19 protein-coding genes are annotated in these 18,445 nt (G+C 52.2%); 8 read left to right on the top strand and 11 right to left on the bottom strand.

Translation table 11 applies throughout. The features are described from left to right. Positions 1–16 precede the first annotated feature (16 nt). From AArcSt2_RS02450 to ahaH, 8 genes are all read right to left on the bottom strand, one after another. On the bottom strand, positions 17–1,432 hold the full coding sequence (locus AArcSt2_RS02450) for an ATP synthase subunit B (protein WP_174652682.1): 1,416 nt from the start codon (positions 1,430–1,432) through the stop codon (positions 17–19). Beyond that, positions 1,432–3,192, bottom strand: coding sequence for an ATP synthase subunit A (locus AArcSt2_RS02445; protein ID WP_250582669.1), 1,761 nt, complete (start codon positions 3,190–3,192; stop codon positions 1,432–1,434). Before AArcSt2_RS02445 ends, AArcSt2_RS02450 begins: the two co-directional genes overlap by 1 nt. A 2-nt stretch (positions 3,193–3,194) precedes the next feature. After that, on the bottom strand, positions 3,195–3,521 hold the full coding sequence (locus tag AArcSt2_RS02440; protein ID WP_174652684.1) for a V-type ATP synthase subunit F: 327 nt from the start codon (positions 3,519–3,521) through the stop codon (positions 3,195–3,197). After that, positions 3,518–4,564 (bottom strand): V-type ATP synthase subunit C, encoded by a 1,047-nt coding sequence (locus tag AArcSt2_RS02435; RefSeq protein WP_250582667.1) that lies wholly within the window; start codon positions 4,562–4,564, stop codon positions 3,518–3,520. The genes AArcSt2_RS02440 and AArcSt2_RS02435 overlap by 4 nt, the downstream gene beginning before the upstream one ends. Further along, on the bottom strand, positions 4,561–5,142 hold the full coding sequence (locus AArcSt2_RS02430; protein ID WP_174652686.1) for a V-type ATP synthase subunit E: 582 nt from the start codon (positions 5,140–5,142) through the stop codon (positions 4,561–4,563). The genes AArcSt2_RS02435 and AArcSt2_RS02430 overlap by 4 nt, the downstream gene beginning before the upstream one ends. Before the next feature lie 22 nt (positions 5,143–5,164). Next, on the bottom strand, positions 5,165–5,410 hold the full coding sequence (locus tag AArcSt2_RS02425) for a hypothetical protein (protein ID WP_174652687.1): 246 nt from the start codon (positions 5,408–5,410) through the stop codon (positions 5,165–5,167). A gap of 201 nt (positions 5,411–5,611) precedes the next feature. Then, on the bottom strand, positions 5,612–7,750 hold the full coding sequence (locus tag AArcSt2_RS02420) for a V-type ATP synthase subunit I (protein ID WP_250582665.1): 2,139 nt from the start codon (positions 7,748–7,750) through the stop codon (positions 5,612–5,614). 27 nt (positions 7,751–7,777) lie between these two features. After that, positions 7,778–8,110 carry an ATP synthase archaeal subunit H gene (gene ahaH, locus AArcSt2_RS02415; protein WP_174652689.1) on the bottom strand — a complete coding sequence of 111 codons (333 nt, stop codon included), beginning with the start codon at positions 8,108–8,110 and terminating at the stop codon, positions 7,778–7,780. Positions 8,111–8,251: 141 nt separating this feature from the next. Here ahaH and AArcSt2_RS02410 point away from each other — a divergent pair, with 141 nt between their 5' ends. Beyond that, positions 8,252–8,875: a methyltransferase domain-containing protein gene (locus tag AArcSt2_RS02410; protein WP_174652690.1), complete on the top strand. Its 624-nt coding sequence runs from the start codon at positions 8,252–8,254 to the stop codon at positions 8,873–8,875. Positions 8,876–8,898: 23 nt separating this feature from the next. On the opposite strand, the gene AArcSt2_RS02405 is transcribed toward AArcSt2_RS02410, so the two are convergent. Next, on the bottom strand, positions 8,899–9,375 hold the full coding sequence (locus AArcSt2_RS02405; RefSeq protein WP_174652691.1) for a type IV pilin domain-containing protein: 477 nt from the start codon (positions 9,373–9,375) through the stop codon (positions 8,899–8,901). 55 nt (positions 9,376–9,430) lie between these two features. After that, a complete protein-coding gene (locus AArcSt2_RS02400) occupies positions 9,431–10,723 on the bottom strand; it encodes a DUF7094 domain-containing protein (protein WP_174652692.1) in 1,293 nt (430 codons plus the stop codon). A 141-nt stretch (positions 10,724–10,864) separates the two neighbouring features. Between AArcSt2_RS02400 and AArcSt2_RS02395 the strand changes: the two genes are divergently transcribed. The 7 genes from AArcSt2_RS02395 (at position 10,865) to AArcSt2_RS02365 (ending at position 17,388) form a co-directional block, all read left to right on the top strand. Then, positions 10,865–12,007: a helix-turn-helix transcriptional regulator gene (locus tag AArcSt2_RS02395; protein WP_250582663.1), complete on the top strand. Its 1,143-nt coding sequence runs from the start codon at positions 10,865–10,867 to the stop codon at positions 12,005–12,007. 77 nt (positions 12,008–12,084) lie between these two features. After that, complete coding sequence (locus AArcSt2_RS02390) at positions 12,085–12,879, top strand: electron transfer flavoprotein subunit beta/FixA family protein (RefSeq protein WP_174654532.1); 795 nt, start codon at positions 12,085–12,087, stop codon at positions 12,877–12,879. Continuing rightward, the gene (locus AArcSt2_RS02385; protein ID WP_250582660.1) at positions 12,876–13,832 is read left to right on the top strand and encodes an electron transfer flavoprotein subunit alpha/FixB family protein; all 957 of its coding nucleotides are present in this window, start codon (positions 12,876–12,878) and stop codon (positions 13,830–13,832) included. The genes AArcSt2_RS02390 and AArcSt2_RS02385 overlap by 4 nt, the downstream gene beginning before the upstream one ends. Positions 13,833–13,896: 64 nt before the next feature. Beyond that, on the top strand, positions 13,897–14,739 hold the full coding sequence (locus AArcSt2_RS02380; protein ID WP_250582658.1) for a polyprenyl synthetase family protein: 843 nt from the start codon (positions 13,897–13,899) through the stop codon (positions 14,737–14,739). A gap of 99 nt (positions 14,740–14,838) precedes the next feature. Beyond that, a complete protein-coding gene (locus AArcSt2_RS02375; protein WP_174652696.1) occupies positions 14,839–15,552 on the top strand; it encodes a phosphoribosyltransferase family protein in 714 nt (237 codons plus the stop codon). Between the two features lie 107 nt (positions 15,553–15,659). After that, positions 15,660–17,057 (top strand): NCS2 family permease, encoded by a 1,398-nt coding sequence (locus tag AArcSt2_RS02370; protein WP_174652697.1) that lies wholly within the window; start codon positions 15,660–15,662, stop codon positions 17,055–17,057. A gap of 82 nt (positions 17,058–17,139) precedes the next feature. Continuing rightward, complete coding sequence (locus tag AArcSt2_RS02365) at positions 17,140–17,388, top strand: glutathione S-transferase N-terminal domain-containing protein (protein ID WP_250582656.1); 249 nt, start codon at positions 17,140–17,142, stop codon at positions 17,386–17,388. 6 nt (positions 17,389–17,394) lie between these two features. Here AArcSt2_RS02365 and AArcSt2_RS02360 read toward each other — a convergent pair whose 3' ends face one another. Further along, positions 17,395–18,363, bottom strand: a complete 969-nt coding sequence (locus AArcSt2_RS02360) for a transcriptional regulator (RefSeq protein ID WP_174652699.1) — start codon at positions 18,361–18,363, stop codon at positions 17,395–17,397. Positions 18,364–18,445 lie beyond the last annotated feature (82 nt).

The raw sequence follows: 18,445 nt of genomic DNA, 5'->3' as shown, positions 1-18,445 counted from the left end.
AAAAGAAAAATCCCGATTAGTCTGCGGTGACTTCCGCAGCGTCTTCGGTTTCGTCTTCGACGTAGTACTCTTCGATCAGCTCTTCATCAATACGGTTGAGCTCTGCCTTCGGCAGATCGCTGAGCAGTTCCCAGCCGATTGAAAGCGTTTCTTCGATCGATCGATCGGTATCGAAGCCTTGCTGAACGAACTCGTCTTCAAAGCGTTCTGCGAAGTCGAGATATTTGTTGTCACGCTCGCTGAGCGCTTCACGGCCAACAATGTTCACAAGGTCACGAAGGTCCTCACCCTCTGCGTATGCAGCATACATCTGATCGGAGACATCAGCGTGGTCTCCACGCGTTAGGCCCTCGCCGATACCGTCGTCCATCAGCCGCGAAAGGCTTGGAAGCGGGTTAATCGGCGGCCGGACACCTTGGCTGTTGAGGTTCCGATCGATGTAGATCTGCCCCTCGGTAATGTAGCCAGTTAGGTCCGGAATCGGGTGCGTATCGTCGTCACCCGGCATGGTGAGAATCGGAATCTGCGTCACCGATCCGTCACGGCCCTCAATTCGACCTGCACGCTCATACAGCTGTGCAAGGTCTGTGTACATGTATCCTGGATATCCACGACGGCCTGGAACCTCCTCACGAGCCGCACCGATCTCACGGAGCGCCTCACAGTAGTTCGTCATGTCCGTCAGGATCACAAGCACGTGGTAGTCTTTGTCGAACGCTAGGTACTCCGCGGTCGTCAGTGCAAGACGCGGGGTCACTGTTCGCTCGACTGCAGGGTCGTCTGCAAGATTCATGAAGACAACCGATCGTTCAAGCGCACCTGTGCGCTCGAAGTCCTCCATGAACTCGTTTGCCTCTTCTGCAGTGATTCCCATTGCACCGAAGACAACCGCGAACTCCGATCCCTCATCGTCTGTGTCGTCCTCAGGCACCGTTGCCTGACGAGCAATCTGGAGCGCAAGATCGTTGTGCGGCAGTCCGGATGCCGAGAAAATCGGCAGTTTCTGCCCACGCACAAGCGTGTTCATCCCATCAATTGCGGAGACTCCGGTTTGGATAAACTCCTCTGGGTACTCACGCGAGTATGGGTTGATTGCAGCACCGATAATATTTCGGCGCTCTTCGGGTACAATCTCAGGCCCATCGTCGATCGGTTGGCCCGACCCATCCATCACGCGTCCGAGGAGATCCTCGGTCACAGGTAGTTTTAGGGTCTCACCGAGGAATCGAACAGATGCTTTCCGATCGATACCGGTTGTTCCCTCGAAAACTTGGATTGCAACAAGCCCATCAGAGGACTCAAGCACTTGTCCACGGAGCGTTCGTCCGTCATCTGTTTCGATCTCGACCATCTCATCGTACCCGATCGGTTCGTCAACCTCGGCGTACACGAGTGGACCGCTAATCTCTGTGATCGTTTGGTATTCTTTCATTAGTAGAGCCCCCGAAGGTCGTCGGTAATATCGTCTTTCAGCTCTTCGACGTACTCGTTGTAGTCTTCTTGGACGCCGATACGGTTAATCCGTGGGACCGATTCGATCGCCTGAATTTCCTCGACTGGAACACCGTTATCGAGCGCTTTGAACGCTTCATCGTAGAAGGTTCGTGCTGCGGTCAGGATGAGGTATGTTTTCTCCGGTGGACAGAACGTATCCGTTGGGTGGAACGCGTTCTGCTGGAGATATCCTTCTCGAAGGTACCGTGCAACCTCAAGGGTGAGCTGTTGATCCTCTGGGAGTGCATCCTTCCCGACAAGCTGAACGATCTCTTGAAGTTCGCTCTCTTCGTCGAGGATGTCAATCGCCCACTGACGGATCTCTGCCCAGTCTTCAGTGACGTTCTCGGTGAACCATGGGTCGAGCTGCTCACGGTAGAGCGAGTACGACTCGTTCCAGTTAATCGATGGGAAGTGACGCCGCTCTGCAAGGTCTGCATCCAGCGCCCAGAACGTTTTCACAATACGAAGTGTGTTCTGTGTCACTGGCTCGGAGAAGTCCCCACCAGGTGGTGAGACCGCACCGATCGCAGAAACGGACCCTTCGGTTCCATTAATGTTCTCGAAGTAGCCTGCACGCTCGTAGAACTGCGAGAGACGTGCTGAGAGATATGCCGGGTACCCTTCCTCACCAGGCATCTCTTCGAGACGCGAGGAGATCTCGCGCATTGCCTCTGCCCACCGTGAGGTGGAGTCTGCCATCAGCGCAACGTCGTATCCCATGTCACGGTAGAACTCCGCAATCGTAATTCCGGTGTAGATACAGGACTCACGAGCCGCGACAGGCATGTTTGAGGTGTTTGCAATGAGCGAGGTCCGGGCCATCAGTGGGTTCCCGGTTTTTGGATCTTCCAGCTCTGGGAAGTCCTCAATAACCTCTGTCATCTCATTGCCACGCTCACCACAGCCAACATAGACGATAATGTCTGCGTCCGCATACTTTGCAAGCTGGTGCTGCGTGACTGTTTTTCCGGATCCGAATGGACCAGGAATTGCTGCGGTACCGCCTTTTGCGATCGGGAACAACCCATCAAGAATCCGCTGTCCGGAGACGAGCGGGGTTCGTGGGGTTTTCTTTTCGACGGCTGGTCGGGCTTTCCGAACGGGCCACTCCTGACGCATTGTGACTTCCTCGCCGTTGCCCAGTTCGACAACGGTTTCGGTCACGTTGAAGTTACCAGCCTCGATGGCAACAACCTCTCCGCCTTCGAAGTTCGGTGGTACCATGACCTTATGGTCGATACTGACCGTCTCTTTAACGATTCCCACAACGTCGCCTGCCTCGACCGTGTCGCCCTCAGAAACAGTTGGCTTGAATTCCCACTGTTTCTCGAGCGAAATCCCGGGTGCGTCAACACCACGGTCAAGGAACGGGCTCTTCATTTTCTCCTCTAGGACATCCAATGGACGCTGGACACCATCATAGATGGCATCAAGAATCCCTGGACCAAGGTCGACCGTAAGCGGCTCGCCCGTGTTTACAACGGGTTCACCTGGGCCGACGCCTGAGGTCTCCTCATACACCTGAATGGTCGTGAGGTTGCCCTCGATCTCAATCGCTTCACCCATTAGCCCTTCGTCGCCCACGTAGACGACGTCGTTCATCCGGGCATCGAGATCGCGAGCGGTCACGACCGGACCACTGACGCTTTGAATGACACCGCTTCCGTCGGTGTCGGTTTCTGTTGCTTGACTCATAATTAGTCTTCTTCCTCCATCAGATCGATACCGATGGCTCGTTTGATTTGATCCCGGAGACCGCCGCTGCCTGCGCCGCCACCAAGCGTGACGAGCGTTGGCTCAATGCTAGTCTCGACCGCCGTCCGAGCATTCCGTGAGAGGTGATCGAGATCATCGTTATACATTACAATGATTCCGACATCCTCGTCTTCGAGGACGCGCTCGACTGCGTCATCGAGGTCATCGTCCTTCTGTTCATCAGGAACATTTTCACATTTCCGTACGCCGGCAAGTCGGAACCCTGTCGTGAAATCCGGGCTCCCGATAACTGCGATCTCTTGGCTCATAGGATCACCAACTCCTCTTCAATTTCCGATTGACTCAACCCAGCTTCACGACCGCGTGCGATCGCACGGATGTTTTCGACCTCTCGCTCCTTTGCGAGGATGTACGCGACAACCGGACAGACAGACATTGGATATACATTTCCAAGCCGTTTTGAGTATGCTAAGAGTGCTTTTTCCAGCCCGCGCTCAAATGCAATCAGGCTGTCTGCAGTCTCAAGATCGTCGAGTACTGCAGATAGGTCTCGCGCATACTTGCTCTCTCGGAGATGTGTCACCAATTCATCTGGGCTCTGTACCAGCATATTCAGCTCGGATGGGCGGAATAGCTCCCCGCCATCGATATAGTACGCCGCGGGATCGAGATCTGCACCGCTTCGCGCAAGTCGAAGCGCGTTCCGGGCGTTACGGAAATCGATCTCCGCAACGAGGAACTCGCGATAGAGTTGGACTGGTTCGCTCCGTGGGAGATCACCGAGCAGGTGTTCGTAGAACGCTCGGTCAATTGCGTTCTCCAGCGGAACAAGCAGACCAGTCTCTTCATAGTCTGCGTATGCGGCTCCGAGGCCCGCCCCGAAGATGGTTCCCTGTAGGATGGTAACCACATCTTCGATCGTTTGTGCCTCAAGGAGACGTTGAATCATCCGATCGTTGAACTCTCCTGCAAGAATGAGATCTGTTTCAATCTCTTCTCTGGTTGTGCCTACGTATAGACCACGAATAATCGTCTTCGCGTTCCACGCATCGAACTTTCGCAGATACCGTGCGATCAGATCGTAGATCTGCCCTTCAGAGAATCCAAGCAGGTCATCGAAATGTTTCGCAAGGTTTCGGTTCAGTGCATACTCGATCAGATCGACACCTGAATGGCGGCTTCCGAGCGCATTAATTTCTGTTTCGTACTCAGTTTCTTCCATCCGACGAGCGATCTCTGCTGGGCTCATTCGGACCAGCTTTCGATACTCCTCGTCACTGAAAAGCGCTGCTCGCCGTGCACGAACACGGGCGTTGACGTACTCCGGGTTCGACGTGCCGCTTGTGCTCATTGGTTAAACAGTCGATCGCTGAGTTGCTTCAGATTGTCGTCCCAGACATCTTCAAGAACGGAGTCAAACGTGTTATTCACACGAACGCGCGACTCATCGCTCTCGACAACAACGCCGCCTAGGCAGTCACGGGTCCCCGCAACTTCGAAGCCGTCGTAGTCGTCAAGAATCGATTCTAGGAGTGCCTTGTCGGATTCTCGGCAGTACACAGAGACGTGCTCTGCATCTTCGAACTCAACTGCGGCTGCGTCAAGCAGCTCTCGCGTAAGTTCTTCCCGAGTATCCTCGTCAAGGTCTGCAAGCTGTGTCTCCACCTGCTCGCGGACCTCTTCAAGGACATTTCGGCGCGCTTCAAGTCGAGCCTGTTTCGCTTCGAGTTTTGCACTCGAAAGCGTCTGCTCGCGCTCTTGTTCGATCTGTCGTTCGATCGCTGCGCTGCGCTCTTCCAGTAACTCCTCAGCATCTGCTTCGGCGTTCTGGATGATCTCCGAGGCACGGTCTTCGCCATCCTCTCGGATTTCTGCCGCGCGCGCTTCGGCCTCCGTTTTGATGTCCGTAACAACTGTTTCCAAACTCATTGGTTGAAAGTGGGTGGTCGATTTAGACCAGGAACACGACGACCAGTGCGAGAATAACGATGGTTTCCGGAAGGACAGTAAGGATCAGTCCGTTAACGAAGAGATCCTCGTCCTCTGCCATCGCACCGACTGCGGCTGCACCGATTCCGCGCTCTGCGTATCCTGCACCGAGCGCAGCGAGACCGACACCGAGAGCGGCTGCTGCTTGTGGGTCTGTCAGCGTTCCTTCCTGCAATACTGTCGTCAATTCTGGGATAGTTTCGATCATATAGGTAGTCAGTCCGTTTTTCGGCTAGTTTGCTTCCGAACATCCGTATTTCACCGTAGAGTCATCATAAAACTTCCCAAAACATTCGAGCACGTGTGTGTAACGCCCGCTAACATGCGTTTATTCATGTTAGCGTGACACATGATACACTCCTCTCTATACGTACTCCCCTGTGTGGTGATAAAAATATGGCGCGGTGCGCTACTCGTCCGTGTAGCGGCGCTCGTGGCCGAACGGTTCGTATTTGTCGCCACCGCCTTCGTAGAATTTTCCGAAGAACTCCACGTACTCAAGACGGATTCCTTGCAATCCTGCGCTCGTAACACCCAGCGCGAGGACGATAATATGTCCGAAGACAAGAACCAACAGTCCTGCAATGAGGCCGATAACACCGCCTGCTGTGAACAGTCCAGGGAAGACAATATTCTGTCCTGCCGCCTGTGCTGCTTCCAGACTTCCTGGTGTCATGAGGAATGTGTAGCTTCCGTCCTCAAGGACAGCACCGAATGCAAGGAGGTTGACTGCGAGCGCCATTCCTGCCTTTGCAAGCAGCACTGCTGCAATCCGTGTGTACGAGAGGCCGTTCACAAGGACGTTGAGGAACTCCAGTACTTCCGCAAGCGATGCGGACGCAAGCAGGAAGAACCCGACAATGAACGCACCAAGCGCGATAATACCGACCGTTTCAGAGAACCCAGCAAACCCGATCGCCATCGGACCACCTGCAGCGAAGGTCTCAAAGAGGAACTCCGGCTTCGAGGACTCAAGATGCGTACTGAACACCCAGATCCACAGCCCGTTGAGAAGCAGGATCCATGATCCGGTTTCCTGGATTGCTTCCTTCGCGCCGTGGAACTCGAGGTCCTCGATGAACTGGAGGACGTATGCGATATTCAAGTGAAGTACACCAAAGAGCACGCTCACGACAAGCCAGCCGATCGCCCACTCAATGTCGCCTGGGAAGATCCCCTTGCTAATGTAGGAGATACCAATGTACTCAGGGAGCGGTTGGCTGATGATCGTCGTGTATTCGTACAAGTGGAGTCCAAACACCTCATCGTAGAGGAACCCGAACAACACCGTGAATGCACCCGCCCACATTGCAACGCCACCGAGACTTTTGATCCCGGCTGATTCATACTGGCTGTACATGAAGTAGCCGATCGCCAAGTAGAGCGCACCGTATCCGATATCCCCAATCATAAACCCGAACATGAGCGGGAACGTGAGGAAGACAAGAATTGTCGGATCAAACTCTTTGTACTTTGGTCGGCTCACTGCTTCCGTTAGCAACTTGAACGATTCTGCACCTTTTGGTGCCTTCTGGATCACCGGTGGCGTTTCCGAACTAGATGCGTGTCCGCCATCGGTTGCTACTTCTTCGCCACCCGCGACGTGTTCTGTGTGTTTGTGTGATCCATCCGATCCGAAGCTTGCAACTTCAAGCTCCTCAACAAGAACACTGTCGCCTACCGTTGCTTGGAGTGCAGACTCGAGCTCATCGAAGCGCTTTGTTGGAATCCACCCCTCTGCCACAAACGCATTTTTTGTCGTCGCAAACGAGAGTGGTGCCTCTTTCCGTTGTGCTTCAATCGTGAGTTTCTCCTCAACAGCAAGCAGGAAATCTGCCTCTTCGAGTTTAACTTCCTGGATCTCGCTTTCGACAGTGTTGAGCTTTGATTCGAGCTTTCGCTTCTTCTGCTCAAGCCCTTGGACGTATGCGCTCGGGCTTTCATCAGCGTTTGGGATGGTGTACGTCGTAAAGTCGACACCTACGAGTGCATCTGCAAGGGCATCTGTTGCACCTGGAGTCGGGTTTACGAATACTGCGATCGCACGGCCCTCACCAAAGATCTCGTACGCTTCAATCTCTTCGGATGCGCTGAGTGCCATCTCTACAGCATCTCGCTTTCCTTGTCCAACGGCAACCTCGAGAGAGTCATAGCCGCTCAACAGATCGAGATCGATACCAAGCGCTGCAAATGGTTTGACAGCCTCAATCTCTTCTTGGATCTCACGAATCTGGGTTCGAAGCTCATCACGCTCGTCATCTTTTTCATTGACTCGCGACCGCACAGCCTCGAGCTGTTCCTGTAATTTCGCTTCGTCAACACCGAAGGAACCCTCTGCATCATCTTCATCGATGTCAAGGATACTCTCAAGTGACCGAACCGTTACGAGCTGTTCTGCAGTTTGATCTGCACCCTCCAGTGAGGCTCCGGGTTCGAAGCCATCCCACGATTCGTCGTAATCACGAATGTGGACAAGATTTAGCTCGTGAACGGTCGCAATGACTTGCTCCAAAACGCCTTTGGATCCGGTCACCGAGACCTTGCTCATCTGTTCTGGTCTTAACACACTCATCAGTTATCGCTGTGCGTGAACCTCTTTTTTGAACTGCTCAATTGCGAATTCGACGGCGTCGTCAATTCGATCCTCGGCTTCAGCTTCAAGCGCTTCGCGCTCTGTTTCGCCAGCTTCGAGAATCTCGGTTCGACGGGCCTCGATCTCTTCACGAGCCTCTTCGAGACGATCGGATTCGAGTGCGTCTGCCTCCTCTCCGGCAGCGTCGCGGATCTCGTCAGCCTCATTTCGAGCCTCGGCGATACGTTCCTCGCGATCAGCTTCCGCTGCCGCGATAATGTCTTCGGCCTCCGATTCGGCCGATTTAATCCGTTCGAGAACCTCTGGTCTCGCCATACTCTTTGATCGTTTCGAAATTGTACGACCGCTGTATAAGGTGTTTGCGGAACTGTTCCGCGCATACAACCGTTCACATGGTTCCAAATCCGCACGCAAAACCGCAGGATTATGTGTTCGTAGCTGCTACATTGACCAATAATGGGTGTTCTTGAGAACAAAGCCCGTGCGCGGCTTTTTTACAAGTATCTCTCGAAGGTGTACGATACAATTAACCCGTTCATCTGGAACGATGAGATGCGTGATGAGGCGTTGGAACTGCTCGACATCCAGCCGGACGATCAGGTTCTTGATGTTGGCTGTGGAACCGGATTTGCAACACAGGGACTGTTGCAGTACACGGAGAACGTCCATGGGTTGGATCAAAGCATCCACCAGATGCAGAAGGCGTTCAAAAAATTCGGTAAGAATGACCAAGTCCGATTCTACCGTGGTGATGCAGAGCGACTCCCATTCAAAGACAACTCGTTCGATGTTATCTGGTCATCCGGTTCGATCGAATACTGGCCAAGCCCTGTGGACGCACTGGTTGAGTTCCGTCGCGTAGTGAAACCAGGACATAACGTTCTGGTTGTTGGTCCCGACTATCCGAGAACGACCGCTATGCAAAAAGTAGCAGATTCGATTATGCTGTTTTATGACGCAGAAGAGGCTGACAGGATGTTCGAAGAGGCTGGGTTTGTTGATATCGAACATCATATCCAGCAAGCATATCCTGGAAGCCCGAAAGCGATCACAACGATCGCTCGTGCACCAGACGAATAGCAGGGTCTGCGGTACGACCAAAGTTATTCTACGGTGGAACTCGTTTTCGCATAGTATTCGTCCTTGTACCACAGCTCAACTGTAACAGTGTCTCCTACTTGTGGCACCGGCTCATTTGTGTCTGCGATCGTAATTGTTGCGTCTTGCCCAGGTACCCATGTCGTATTGCTGGCAGTGTTAAACGGGCCGCTTGGCCCTGGTTTAAACCCCATCGTCGAAAAGTATGGAATTGTGGGCTGAAACGCGACTGGCTGATCAGAGACGCTTATTTCCAGCGTAAGCTCATCAACATCAATCGTCTCTGTTCCTGTGTTCGTAAATTGGAGCGTCCGTCCGACCACTTCAAGTTCAACAGGATGCTCTACCGCTTCAGCTCCTGTCGTCGTATCTGGGAGTGTCGAGGTAAATCCAACGGCAACTACGGAGACAACCCCTGCAGTGACGACAACGATCGCAACCAAGAGTATCGTTGCAAACACTGGGGCAACTGCACGAGACATAGCCGGTCTGAGTTCTGTAATGAGTTATAAACCCATGGCCAATGCGTATCCGTAATTACCGTGTACCAAGTGCGCGCGGCTCATTTGAATCGAGTTCAACAAACGCGGTATTTGTTCCACTTAGGACGGCAACAGTATAGGTCCCGCGTGGTTCTAATGCATACAGCTCACCGTCACTGTCTGTTTTTCCAACAACATCACTTTCCTCGGACCCCTGCCCAACTGTGACTGTTGCCTCCTCTACAGGCGCTCCACTATTTGAATCGACAACAGAAATCAACAGTGGACCCCCAACATAGGTCTGTTGGACTGTCACATTGAGGCCGCTCTGTGCCCGTGTCGTTTCGTTCGTTGGAACAACTTCTGACACTGTTTCTTGTCGGTGCTCTTTGAATACCTGCTCGGAGCCACCATCGACAAACGCGATCAGTTCACCAGTTTCCGTTGTAATACTTACTCTGACAGTTGATCCGGACCCATCAACACGAATCGTGCTGCTTTCGTTCCATATCTCCGGATAGCTTGCTTGCACAACGTCTTCGGCATCCTCAAGATCGATTGTTCCACCACCACGATCGCGGCGATCGGATCGAAGTACCTCTCTCGTGTAGGTGTCTCCGTCAATTGCACTGAGGACGATTCCATCATCACTGGTTTCTACGTAGATTCGATCGGGCTGCTCTGCACCTGTAAGTATCGCTGACCCATATGTTCTAACTGGTCCGGAAAACACTCCAAGACTTGACTCAATCCCTTGGCGGCGATTTGAGTCAATACTTGTTCCTGCCTCGTTTGCGGTAGTCACTAGCACACCCATTCGCTCTTCTAATGCTTCAGCTTCGTGGGTGATCTTCACAATCTCCGAGACAAACTGATGACTGTCTATTTCTTCCTCATTGTACTGGGTAATCGCTTGCTGTTGATTCTCTTCAAGCGTGATAATCTGTTGTTCGATCGTATTCAATTCGTCAAGAACCCGTCGCTGTCGTTCACTGTCGCTTTCAGCATCTGCAAGCCGTTTCTCAATTGACCCAAGCGTGATCTGTGCTGCAGTTCGATCGGTCTGTCCGATGATTGCCGGTCCTAAGTCGGCGTGCTCTCGATCTAATTCAACCCGGACAACCGAGTCCGGATCGTTTGCCAGTGTCCGTGTTTGGGTTATATTCTCCTCAATTTGTGCAACTGATGTGTCTGTTGTAAGTTGCGTTTCGGCATCAATAGGGGAGTCAGTGGAATCTGCCTCACCAACCGTAAGGGTAGGAGAAATATCTGTGAGTGATCCTGATGCCCCACCGACACCGAGCCCCACAAACAGAAAGAGGACGAAAATAAACGGGAATAATCTCATCTGGATCAAGCGTTGCACGGCAGTACCAAAAAATCCATCTACTACTGATCTACTCGAGTCGACTCTCACTCCTGACTGACAATCTCACGGTGCAGTTGCCTGATAGAAAGCGTTTTGCCAAGCGAATGTGAGTTTCCAGACATGCGGCGTATACCCCTCTTTGTTGCCCTCCTTGCAACTTTCGCCCTCTTTGGTGGCGTTGCTGTCGCAAGTTCTGCCGCGACGATCTCCGACGACACGTCCACGACGATGTCTTCCGAGCTAACTGTCTCTGATATCTCTCCGCAAACACAGATCAGTATCCAACTGAGTGCCGATCGAAGCGCCAGTTGGGAGGTTCAAATACAGTACGAGCTTGAGTCAGACGAAGAGATCGCTACATTTGAAGAGCTTGCCGAAGAGTTTGAATCCGGAAACCCTACCGTTGGTCCTCAAGTATCCACATTCGAGAATTTCGCAGCATTATCAGCATCCGAAACGGATCGCCAAATGGAGATCGAGTCCGTTTCCCGGTCTGCGTCTCTTGACGGGTCCGTTGGGACATTGACTCTGGAGTTTGTCTGGACTGAGTTCCTTTCAGAAGACGGATCGCGGCTGGTACTTGATGATGCATTTGAATTGGGTGAGGATGACCGGTGGCTCCGAACACTCGGAGATAATCAAGAACTACAGATTACCGCACCTGAAGGATACTCGATTGTCCGATCGTCCGTTTCATTTGAGGAGAATACCGTTGTTCAAGAAGGTCCACACGTCTTCGATCGGGAAGAACATATTTCAATGACGTTTGAGCAGAATACGATTGGCCCAGCAAATCCAGACGGGGTGTTTGGCACGTGGGGATTGCTGTTCGCAGGTGTCGTTGTTACTGTTGCTGTGCTTGTCGGCGCATTGCTTCTTCGCAACCGAAACACGCCAATTCCATTCATTTCATCGGACCAAACACAGTCCTCTTCCTCACGGAATGAACACGGCATGGACTCGACCGGAACACCGTCAGAGACGTCTGGTGAGCAGTCAACTGCGCCCCCAGATGTGGAAAATAAACCGGAGGAAGACCTCTCACTCCTCTCCGACGAGGAGCGTGTTGAGCGTCTTTTAGAACTGAATGGTGGCCGAATGAGGCAGGCAATGATCGTGAAAGAGACTGGCTGGTCAGATGCAAAGGTGTCGCAACTTCTCTCTGCCATGGAATCCGACGATCAGATTGAGAAACTCAGATTAGGTCGTGAGAATCTCATTTCACTCCCAGAGTACGATGCTGACAACCAGACCGACCAGTAACCTTGGGAAACTCTCACGTCAGAGTTAATCGGCCATTTCGAAACTGTTTACAGCCCAAGTGACCAACCCAAACGATGATGAAGGTTCTCGTCACTGTAAAAGAGGTTGCCGAAGTCGAGGAAGACTTTGTTCTGGATGGAACCCGGATCGATGATCGGTTCCTCGAATATGACCTCAACGAGTGGGACGACTATGCGATTGAAACCGCAGTCCAACTGGCTGAGGCAGGAGACGATGTAGAGGTTGTTTCTGCGACTATCGGCCCTGAACGATGCGAAGAAACCATTCGGATGGCACTTGCCAAAGGTGTCGATCGAGGGATTCGCGTGTGGGATGACACACTTGCATCGGTGGATCTCCTCGATGTCAATGCAAAAACCGAGATCTTCAACGCGATCATCGCCGAAGAAGAGCCGGATTTGATCCTTACCGGCGTTCAGGCACACGATGATTCCTTCGGTGCAACGGGAGTCTCTGTGGCCGACGCAGCAGGATATGAGTGGGCTGCTGTTGTCAATGCGCTTGATCTCGATGCAGACGCGGGTGTTGCTCACGTGCGGCGCGAGCTCGAGGGTGGTGTCGAAGAGCTGACTGACGTTGAGCTTCCTGCGGTGTTGACGATCCAGACTGGTATCAATGAGCCGCGCTATGCAAGTCTCCGTGGCATTCGGATGGCACAACGAAAGGAGATCGCACAGCAGACACTCGATGACCTTGGATTGGACGAGGGCGCGGTCGAGAGCCAAATTACCCTTACTGATATGTATGAGCCAGAAAGTGAGTCAGATGTTGAACTATTTGAGGGTGATGCAGATGCTGCAGCAGCTAGCCTTGCAAGCGTCCTCCGTGAGAAGGGGGTGGGTGCACAATGAGCGACGTTCTTGCAGTCGTAGATCATCGACGCGGACAGCTCCGTGATATAAGCTTTGAGCTTATCTCCGCAGGTGCTGATCTCGCAGCTGATCTTGGCGGCTCGCTACACGTTGCGGTCATCTCAGGGGATGTCGAGAAATTTGCTACCGAACTCGATCGGGAAGGCGTTGATACCGTCTACACGGTTGCTCACGGTGAGGAGTTCAATCACGATGTGTACGTGCAAGCAATTGAGGCGCTCTTTGACGAGCTTGCACCGACGGCGATACTGATGCCAAACAGCGTTAACGGGCTTGATTATGCGCCTGCAGTGGCAAATCGCCTTTCGCTTCCGCTTGTCACTGACGCGATCGGAATCTCTTATAATGAGACGCTCTCTGTCGCACGTGAGATGTATGGCTCAAAAGTCGAAACGACAGTTGACGTTGCTACAGAGCCGTTTGCAGTGACAATCCGTGGCGCAGAATGGCCGCAAGCAAAAGGAAACGGTAGTGCACCAGTTGAGCCGTTCGAGGTCTCGATCGATGAATCCGCTGTTCGATCGACGGTAACTGGATTCGAAGAGGTCGGTGGCGGAGATGTCGATATCACCGATGCAGATATTCTTGTCTCTGTTGGTCGAGGTATTGAAGACGAAGAAAATATTGAACTCATCGAAGAGTTGGCGGCTGCACTTGGTGCGACACTGTCTTCGTCTCGACCGATCGTTGATAATGGCTGGCTCCCAAAGAATCGTCAGGTTGGGCAATCAGGAAAAGTTGTCACACCCGACATCTATCTTGCAGTTGGTATCTCCGGTGCGGTTCAACACGTCGCCGGAATGAAAGGCTCTGATACAATTATTGCAATCAATACCGATCCGAATGCACCGATATTCGACATCGCGGACTATGGTATTGTTGGCGATCTTTTTGACGTGGTTCCAGTACTGATTGATGAATTTAGCAGCTAACTAGCGCGCCCAGTATCCATTTTGATCCGTCACCTACTTGCCGTTCACACCCGTAGATCCGACAATGGAGTATCTGGAATCACGGGTCGCGATGGTAAACGATCGGCTCGAATCCGTGATCGACGCTGTCGACCCGGATGCACTCTCCGATGAGCTAGGCCACGTCGTGCTCGCAGGAGGGAAACGGGTCCGTCCTGCAGTCACAATCTTAGTGTGTGAATCAGTTGGTGGCACCCCAGAGGATGCCGTGGACTTTGCGGTCGGTGTTGAACTTGTGCATAATGCATCGCTTGTGATTGACGACATTATCGATCGATCGGACATTCGCCGTGGAACACCGAGTGCATGGGCAGAGTATGGCTATGGACCTGCAATTATTGCAAGCGACGGACTGCTTGGAGAAGCGTTCTCGCTCTTTTCTTCGAATGAACAAGCAATGCAGATTGTTGCGGAGTCGATGGTTGAACTCGGCGAAGGAGAGGCAACAGAACTTGTTGCGCGACCAACGAACGAAGCGGAGTATATGACACTTGCTCGCCGGAAAACAGGTGCGCTGTTCCGTGCTGCAGCCGAGTTGGGGGCTGTTGCGGGCGGAGCGGATCCATTTACCGTTGAAACGTTTGGAGAGTACGCAGAACGCGTTGGTATCGCATTCCAAATCCGAGACGACGTGCTTGATGCAACTGCAACAGCATCTGACCTCGGCAAGCCAGCAGGACATGATGCTGCAATGGAGCGTCCATCGCTCGTCCAAATAACTGATCTCACCCCAGAAGAGGCAAACGAACGAGCAAAACATCAATCTGAGCAAGCGTTGGCCGCACTTGATGCAACGGGTGTATCCCAAACCGATGCACGCGGCTACCTTCGTGACCTTGCAGAGTTTGTGATTGTTCGAGAGCGGTAGTGTTTGATCACCGTTATCTATTGTCATACACATATTTGATCAGATACTGATTTTTCTATATCGAAGTGTTCATACTTACGTAATACACACATTCATGATATGAACAGAGCTGAGAAGGCAGCCCTTCAACTGCAGGCGGTTGCTGTCTTGCGGATGCTGAAAGAAACGCGAACGTATGATGAGCTTTCAGAGGTAACATCACTCCCAGCCGGCGATCTCAATCGGTACGTCAATGGACATGTCCTTCCTGGCACTGAACGAGCACGTGAAGTAGTCAACGGCGTTGGGCGTGATGCACTCTCGGACGAACTCGAAGCCCGAATTGAGTTCGATGATGAGGGATACGTGGATAACTCTGGTGCTGTTTTTGACCAGTCATTTCTCGACCTCGTTGCTCCTGTTGCTGCTGATAGCTTTGGATTCGATCGCCCCGACGTCATTCTGACTGCCGCAACCGATGGTATTACGCTCGGTGCAGCGATGGCAAGTTACTTTGATGCGAAACTTGCATACGCAAAAAAGTCAAAAGAGACCGCTGTCGAAGAGTTCATCGAAGCTCGACAACGCCTTGCGTCTGGAATTGAGCTGACGTACTATCTTCCTGCTCGGGCACTCTCCTCAGGGGATACTGTGCTCATTGTTGATGACCTCATCCGATCAGGTGAGACACAAGAACTACTTTTAGATATTGCACAACAGGCTGAGACTGACGTTTCAGGAGTATTTGCGCTTATTGCAGTTGGTGATAAGGGAATGAGTCGTGCACGGGAACTAACTGACGCCCCAGTTGGTGCACTATCCACCTTTGAATAAACACGTTCGTGTATATTTGTCTCTTTTATTGGTGTCTAATACGCAATTTTACACACGTTTATGGTAATGCTTAAGTGCATTTTCTCAAATATGCTCAAACGTGTACTATGGGGATTACTGATACCCTTTCAAACTACTTCAACGTGCAAGAGCGCGGTAGCGACTTTAGCACCGAGCTCATCGCCGGGCTAACAACATTCCTCACGATGTCGTATATCATCGTGGTGAACCCTGCTATTCTCTCTGCAGCGATCGATGTCGGAGAGAACACATTCCAACTCCTTGCGGTTGTCACAATCATTGCATCGATCGTTGCAATGCTTGTAATGGCATTCTATGCTGATCTCCCATTTGGGCTTGCTCCCGGAATGGGCCTCAATGCATTCTTTGTGGTCGTTGTACTTGAGCTAGGAATTCCATGGCAGACCGCATTGGCTGCAGTCTTCATTGAAGGTATTCTCTTCATTTTACTTACTGCCATTGGTGCACGTGAGTACGTAATTAAACTCTTCCCAGAACCAGTCAAACTCTCTGTTGCAGCCGGTATTGGTCTCTTCCTTGCGTTGATTGGTCTTGAACAGATGCGGATTATTACCGAAACAGTGAGTATCAACCCGGTCATTGCAACGGATCCAGTTGCGATACTTGCAGTCATCGGTATTCTTCTCACCTTCGCACTGTGGGCACGCGGTGTTCGTGGTGCGATCGTTGTCGGTATTCTCCTCACTAGTGTTGCAGCATATATTGCATCCGCAGTTGGTATCACTGCACGTGAGGGTGGTGGCGAACAAGGGCTCGTAGATACTGCCACCTTCGCACCAGGATTTGATGGCGTCACCTACGATCTCGCATCCTACGATATCACACCGCTTGCTGGTGCATTTATTGAGGGCTTCCAGAACATTGAAGCGCTCACGTTTGCCCTTGTCATCTTCACGTTCTTCTTTGTCGACTTCTTCGACACCGCAGGGACGCTTACTGGACTCGGACAAGCAGCAGATATGACAGACGAATCCGGGGACCTCGAAGATATTGACAAACCACTGATGGCCGATGCAGTCGGTACCACTGTTGGTGGTGCACTCGGAACCTCAACCGTCACAACATACATTGAATCCGCAGCCGGAATTGGTGAAGGTGGTCGAACTGGATTGACTGCACTGTTTGTCGCACTCTTTTTCTTGATTGCACTCGCAGTCGTTCCACTGCTTTCGGTTATTCCATCCTTTGCACCATACGTTGCACTCGTTGTTGTCGCGGTGATGATGCTCCGAAACGTCGTTGAGATTGCCTGGGACGATGTTACCCATGCAGTCCCTGCCGGCCTAACGATCATGATCATGCCGCTCACATCCTCGATCGCATACGGTATTGCAGCCGGTATTCTCGCCTACCCGATCGTCTCGCTTGCGGCTGGCCGGACTGATCAGATTCACCCATTCCAGTGGGTCATGGCACTCGCGTGTGTCGGCTACTTTGCGGTTCGATTCGGCGCGCTTGCCTAAGCGCACGCTACGCTTTTTTGACGTGCACAACTGTTGCACGTCCCCGCGGGATTCAAATGAGTCCGTGTCTTACTCATGATTGATGTCAGATCTTATTCTGTACGAAGTTGCTGGCTGTCCGTTCTGTGCAAAAGTCACAAGCAAACTCAACGAGCTTGGGCTTGCATACGAGTCGAAAATGGTTCCTCGATCGCACAGCGAGCGGACGGAAGTAAAAGAAATCAGTGGACAGACCGGTGTCCCTGTTCTCGTTGACGAGGCGAATGGTGTCGATGGGATGCCAGAAAGCGGTGATATCGTCGAATATCTCGACAAAACGTACGGAAACTAACCGTCGTTATTCTTCTGGTTCTGCGGCCCGTTCGCGAATCAGGTCACGGATCAGATCCGGATCATCAATTGCCGCAAGCTCTTCACACGAAACGATCGCTGTTCCGTCAACGGATTCGCGCTTCGATCGCTCTTTGGTAAAGTACACAGATCGTGTTCGAGTCACTTGCCCGATCGAGGACATGATCTTCGCCCGTTTTTCTGCGCTTTTTGTAAATGAGGAGTGACCAGTGAGCATACTTCCTTCGCTGCGGTCGCTATCTTCGCTCACAGCTTTAAACGGCGACCGGAGCGTCGGATGGACGTCAAATCCTGCTTGCGTGAGCACTGTGATCACGTGCTCATCTGCGGGGTCTATATCTGGATCTTCCGGTGTTGGATCAGCTTGTCTGACCTCTTCGGCACCGTCAAGCACCGAGACCGGATTTGAGAACGGCTGATCGAAGAGATCTTCAAGCTGGATTGCAACCTCAATCGAGGCATTCATCCCATCTTCGTATTTTGAGACGGTTCTGCGTGAAACACCTAGTTCGGAGGCAAGACGCCCAAGACTCCATCCACGACGTTCTCTTTCGTCCGAAAGGAGATCACCGTCAATACTAACGTACAACCCGCCCGGTGCGGCGTAGATCAGTGGCGGTACCTCCTCAATAAAGAGGTCATAAGCCGTTTCCGGGTGAAATACTGGGACTCCTTGTCTAAAATAGACTACGCCCGGTTTTAGATCTTCATCGCGTGTCCGAAGACCGATAACCATCGGTGTCGCCGAGAGATACTCTCCCAGACGGCGAAGCTCTGCACCGGTTTCTGCAGTGAGTGCGTCGATGTTGCCGAGTATCTTTAAGAGGATAAGATCCTCGCCACGACGCGCTGCGAGATCGAAACTCTTCGGTCTGACTGCACACCGATCGCTCACGAGGAACCCCGCATCCCCTAACATAGCAGCGATGTTTCCGACGAGAGCAGATCGTGCCATACCGCAACCTAAGCCTCTCCGTACATATATGTATTGTGCCAATCCCGTCAACAAACAGGACGCTCTCTTGCGATTTCGATAT

The organism is Natronocalculus amylovorans (assembly GCF_023638035.1).
Taxonomy (GTDB): Archaea; Halobacteriota; Halobacteria; order Halobacteriales; family Haloferacaceae; genus Natronocalculus; species Natronocalculus amylovorans.
The sequence above is the reverse complement of the archived record's forward strand: the minus strand, read 5'-3'. Positions and strand labels throughout refer to the sequence as shown.

Bases quoted from the DNA above. Each gene is read 5' to 3' on its own strand.
- AArcSt2_RS02440 (WP_174652684.1), bottom strand. From the start codon at position 3,521: ATGAGCCAAGAGATCGCAGTTATCGGGAGCCCGGATTTCACGACAGGG.
- AArcSt2_RS02360 (WP_174652699.1), bottom strand. From the start codon at position 18,363: ATGGCACGATCTGCTCTCGTCGGAAACATCGCTGCTATGTTAGGGGAT.
- AArcSt2_RS02405 (WP_174652691.1), bottom strand. From the start codon at position 9,375: ATGTCTCGTGCAGTTGCCCCAGTGTTTGCAACGATACTCTTGGTTGCG.
- AArcSt2_RS02380 (WP_250582658.1), top strand. From the start codon at position 13,897: ATGGAGTATCTGGAATCACGGGTCGCGATGGTAAACGATCGGCTCGAA.
- AArcSt2_RS02450 (WP_174652682.1), bottom strand. From the start codon at position 1,432: ATGAAAGAATACCAAACGATCACAGAGATTAGCGGTCCACTCGTGTAC.
- AArcSt2_RS02375 (WP_174652696.1), top strand. From the start codon at position 14,839: ATGAACAGAGCTGAGAAGGCAGCCCTTCAACTGCAGGCGGTTGCTGTC.
- AArcSt2_RS02445 (WP_250582669.1), bottom strand. From the start codon at position 3,192: ATGAGTCAAGCAACAGAAACCGACACCGACGGAAGCGGTGTCATTCAA.
- AArcSt2_RS02365 (WP_250582656.1), top strand. From the start codon at position 17,140: ATGTCAGATCTTATTCTGTACGAAGTTGCTGGCTGTCCGTTCTGTGCA.
- AArcSt2_RS02410 (WP_174652690.1), top strand. From the start codon at position 8,252: ATGGGTGTTCTTGAGAACAAAGCCCGTGCGCGGCTTTTTTACAAGTAT.
- AArcSt2_RS02395 (WP_250582663.1), top strand. From the start codon at position 10,865: ATGCGGCGTATACCCCTCTTTGTTGCCCTCCTTGCAACTTTCGCCCTC.
- AArcSt2_RS02435 (WP_250582667.1), bottom strand. From the start codon at position 4,564: ATGAGCACAAGCGGCACGTCGAACCCGGAGTACGTCAACGCCCGTGTT.
- AArcSt2_RS02420 (WP_250582665.1), bottom strand. From the start codon at position 7,750: ATGAGCAAGGTCTCGGTGACCGGATCCAAAGGCGTTTTGGAGCAAGTC.
- AArcSt2_RS02400 (WP_174652692.1), bottom strand. From the start codon at position 10,723: ATGAGATTATTCCCGTTTATTTTCGTCCTCTTTCTGTTTGTGGGGCTC.
- AArcSt2_RS02425 (WP_174652687.1), bottom strand. From the start codon at position 5,410: ATGATCGAAACTATCCCAGAATTGACGACAGTATTGCAGGAAGGAACG.
- AArcSt2_RS02370 (WP_174652697.1), top strand. From the start codon at position 15,660: ATGGGGATTACTGATACCCTTTCAAACTACTTCAACGTGCAAGAGCGC.
- AArcSt2_RS02430 (WP_174652686.1), bottom strand. From the start codon at position 5,142: ATGAGTTTGGAAACAGTTGTTACGGACATCAAAACGGAGGCCGAAGCG.
- ahaH (WP_174652689.1), bottom strand. From the start codon at position 8,110: ATGGCGAGACCAGAGGTTCTCGAACGGATTAAATCGGCCGAATCGGAG.
- AArcSt2_RS02385 (WP_250582660.1), top strand. From the start codon at position 12,876: ATGAGCGACGTTCTTGCAGTCGTAGATCATCGACGCGGACAGCTCCGT.
- AArcSt2_RS02390 (WP_174654532.1), top strand. From the start codon at position 12,085: ATGAAGGTTCTCGTCACTGTAAAAGAGGTTGCCGAAGTCGAGGAAGAC.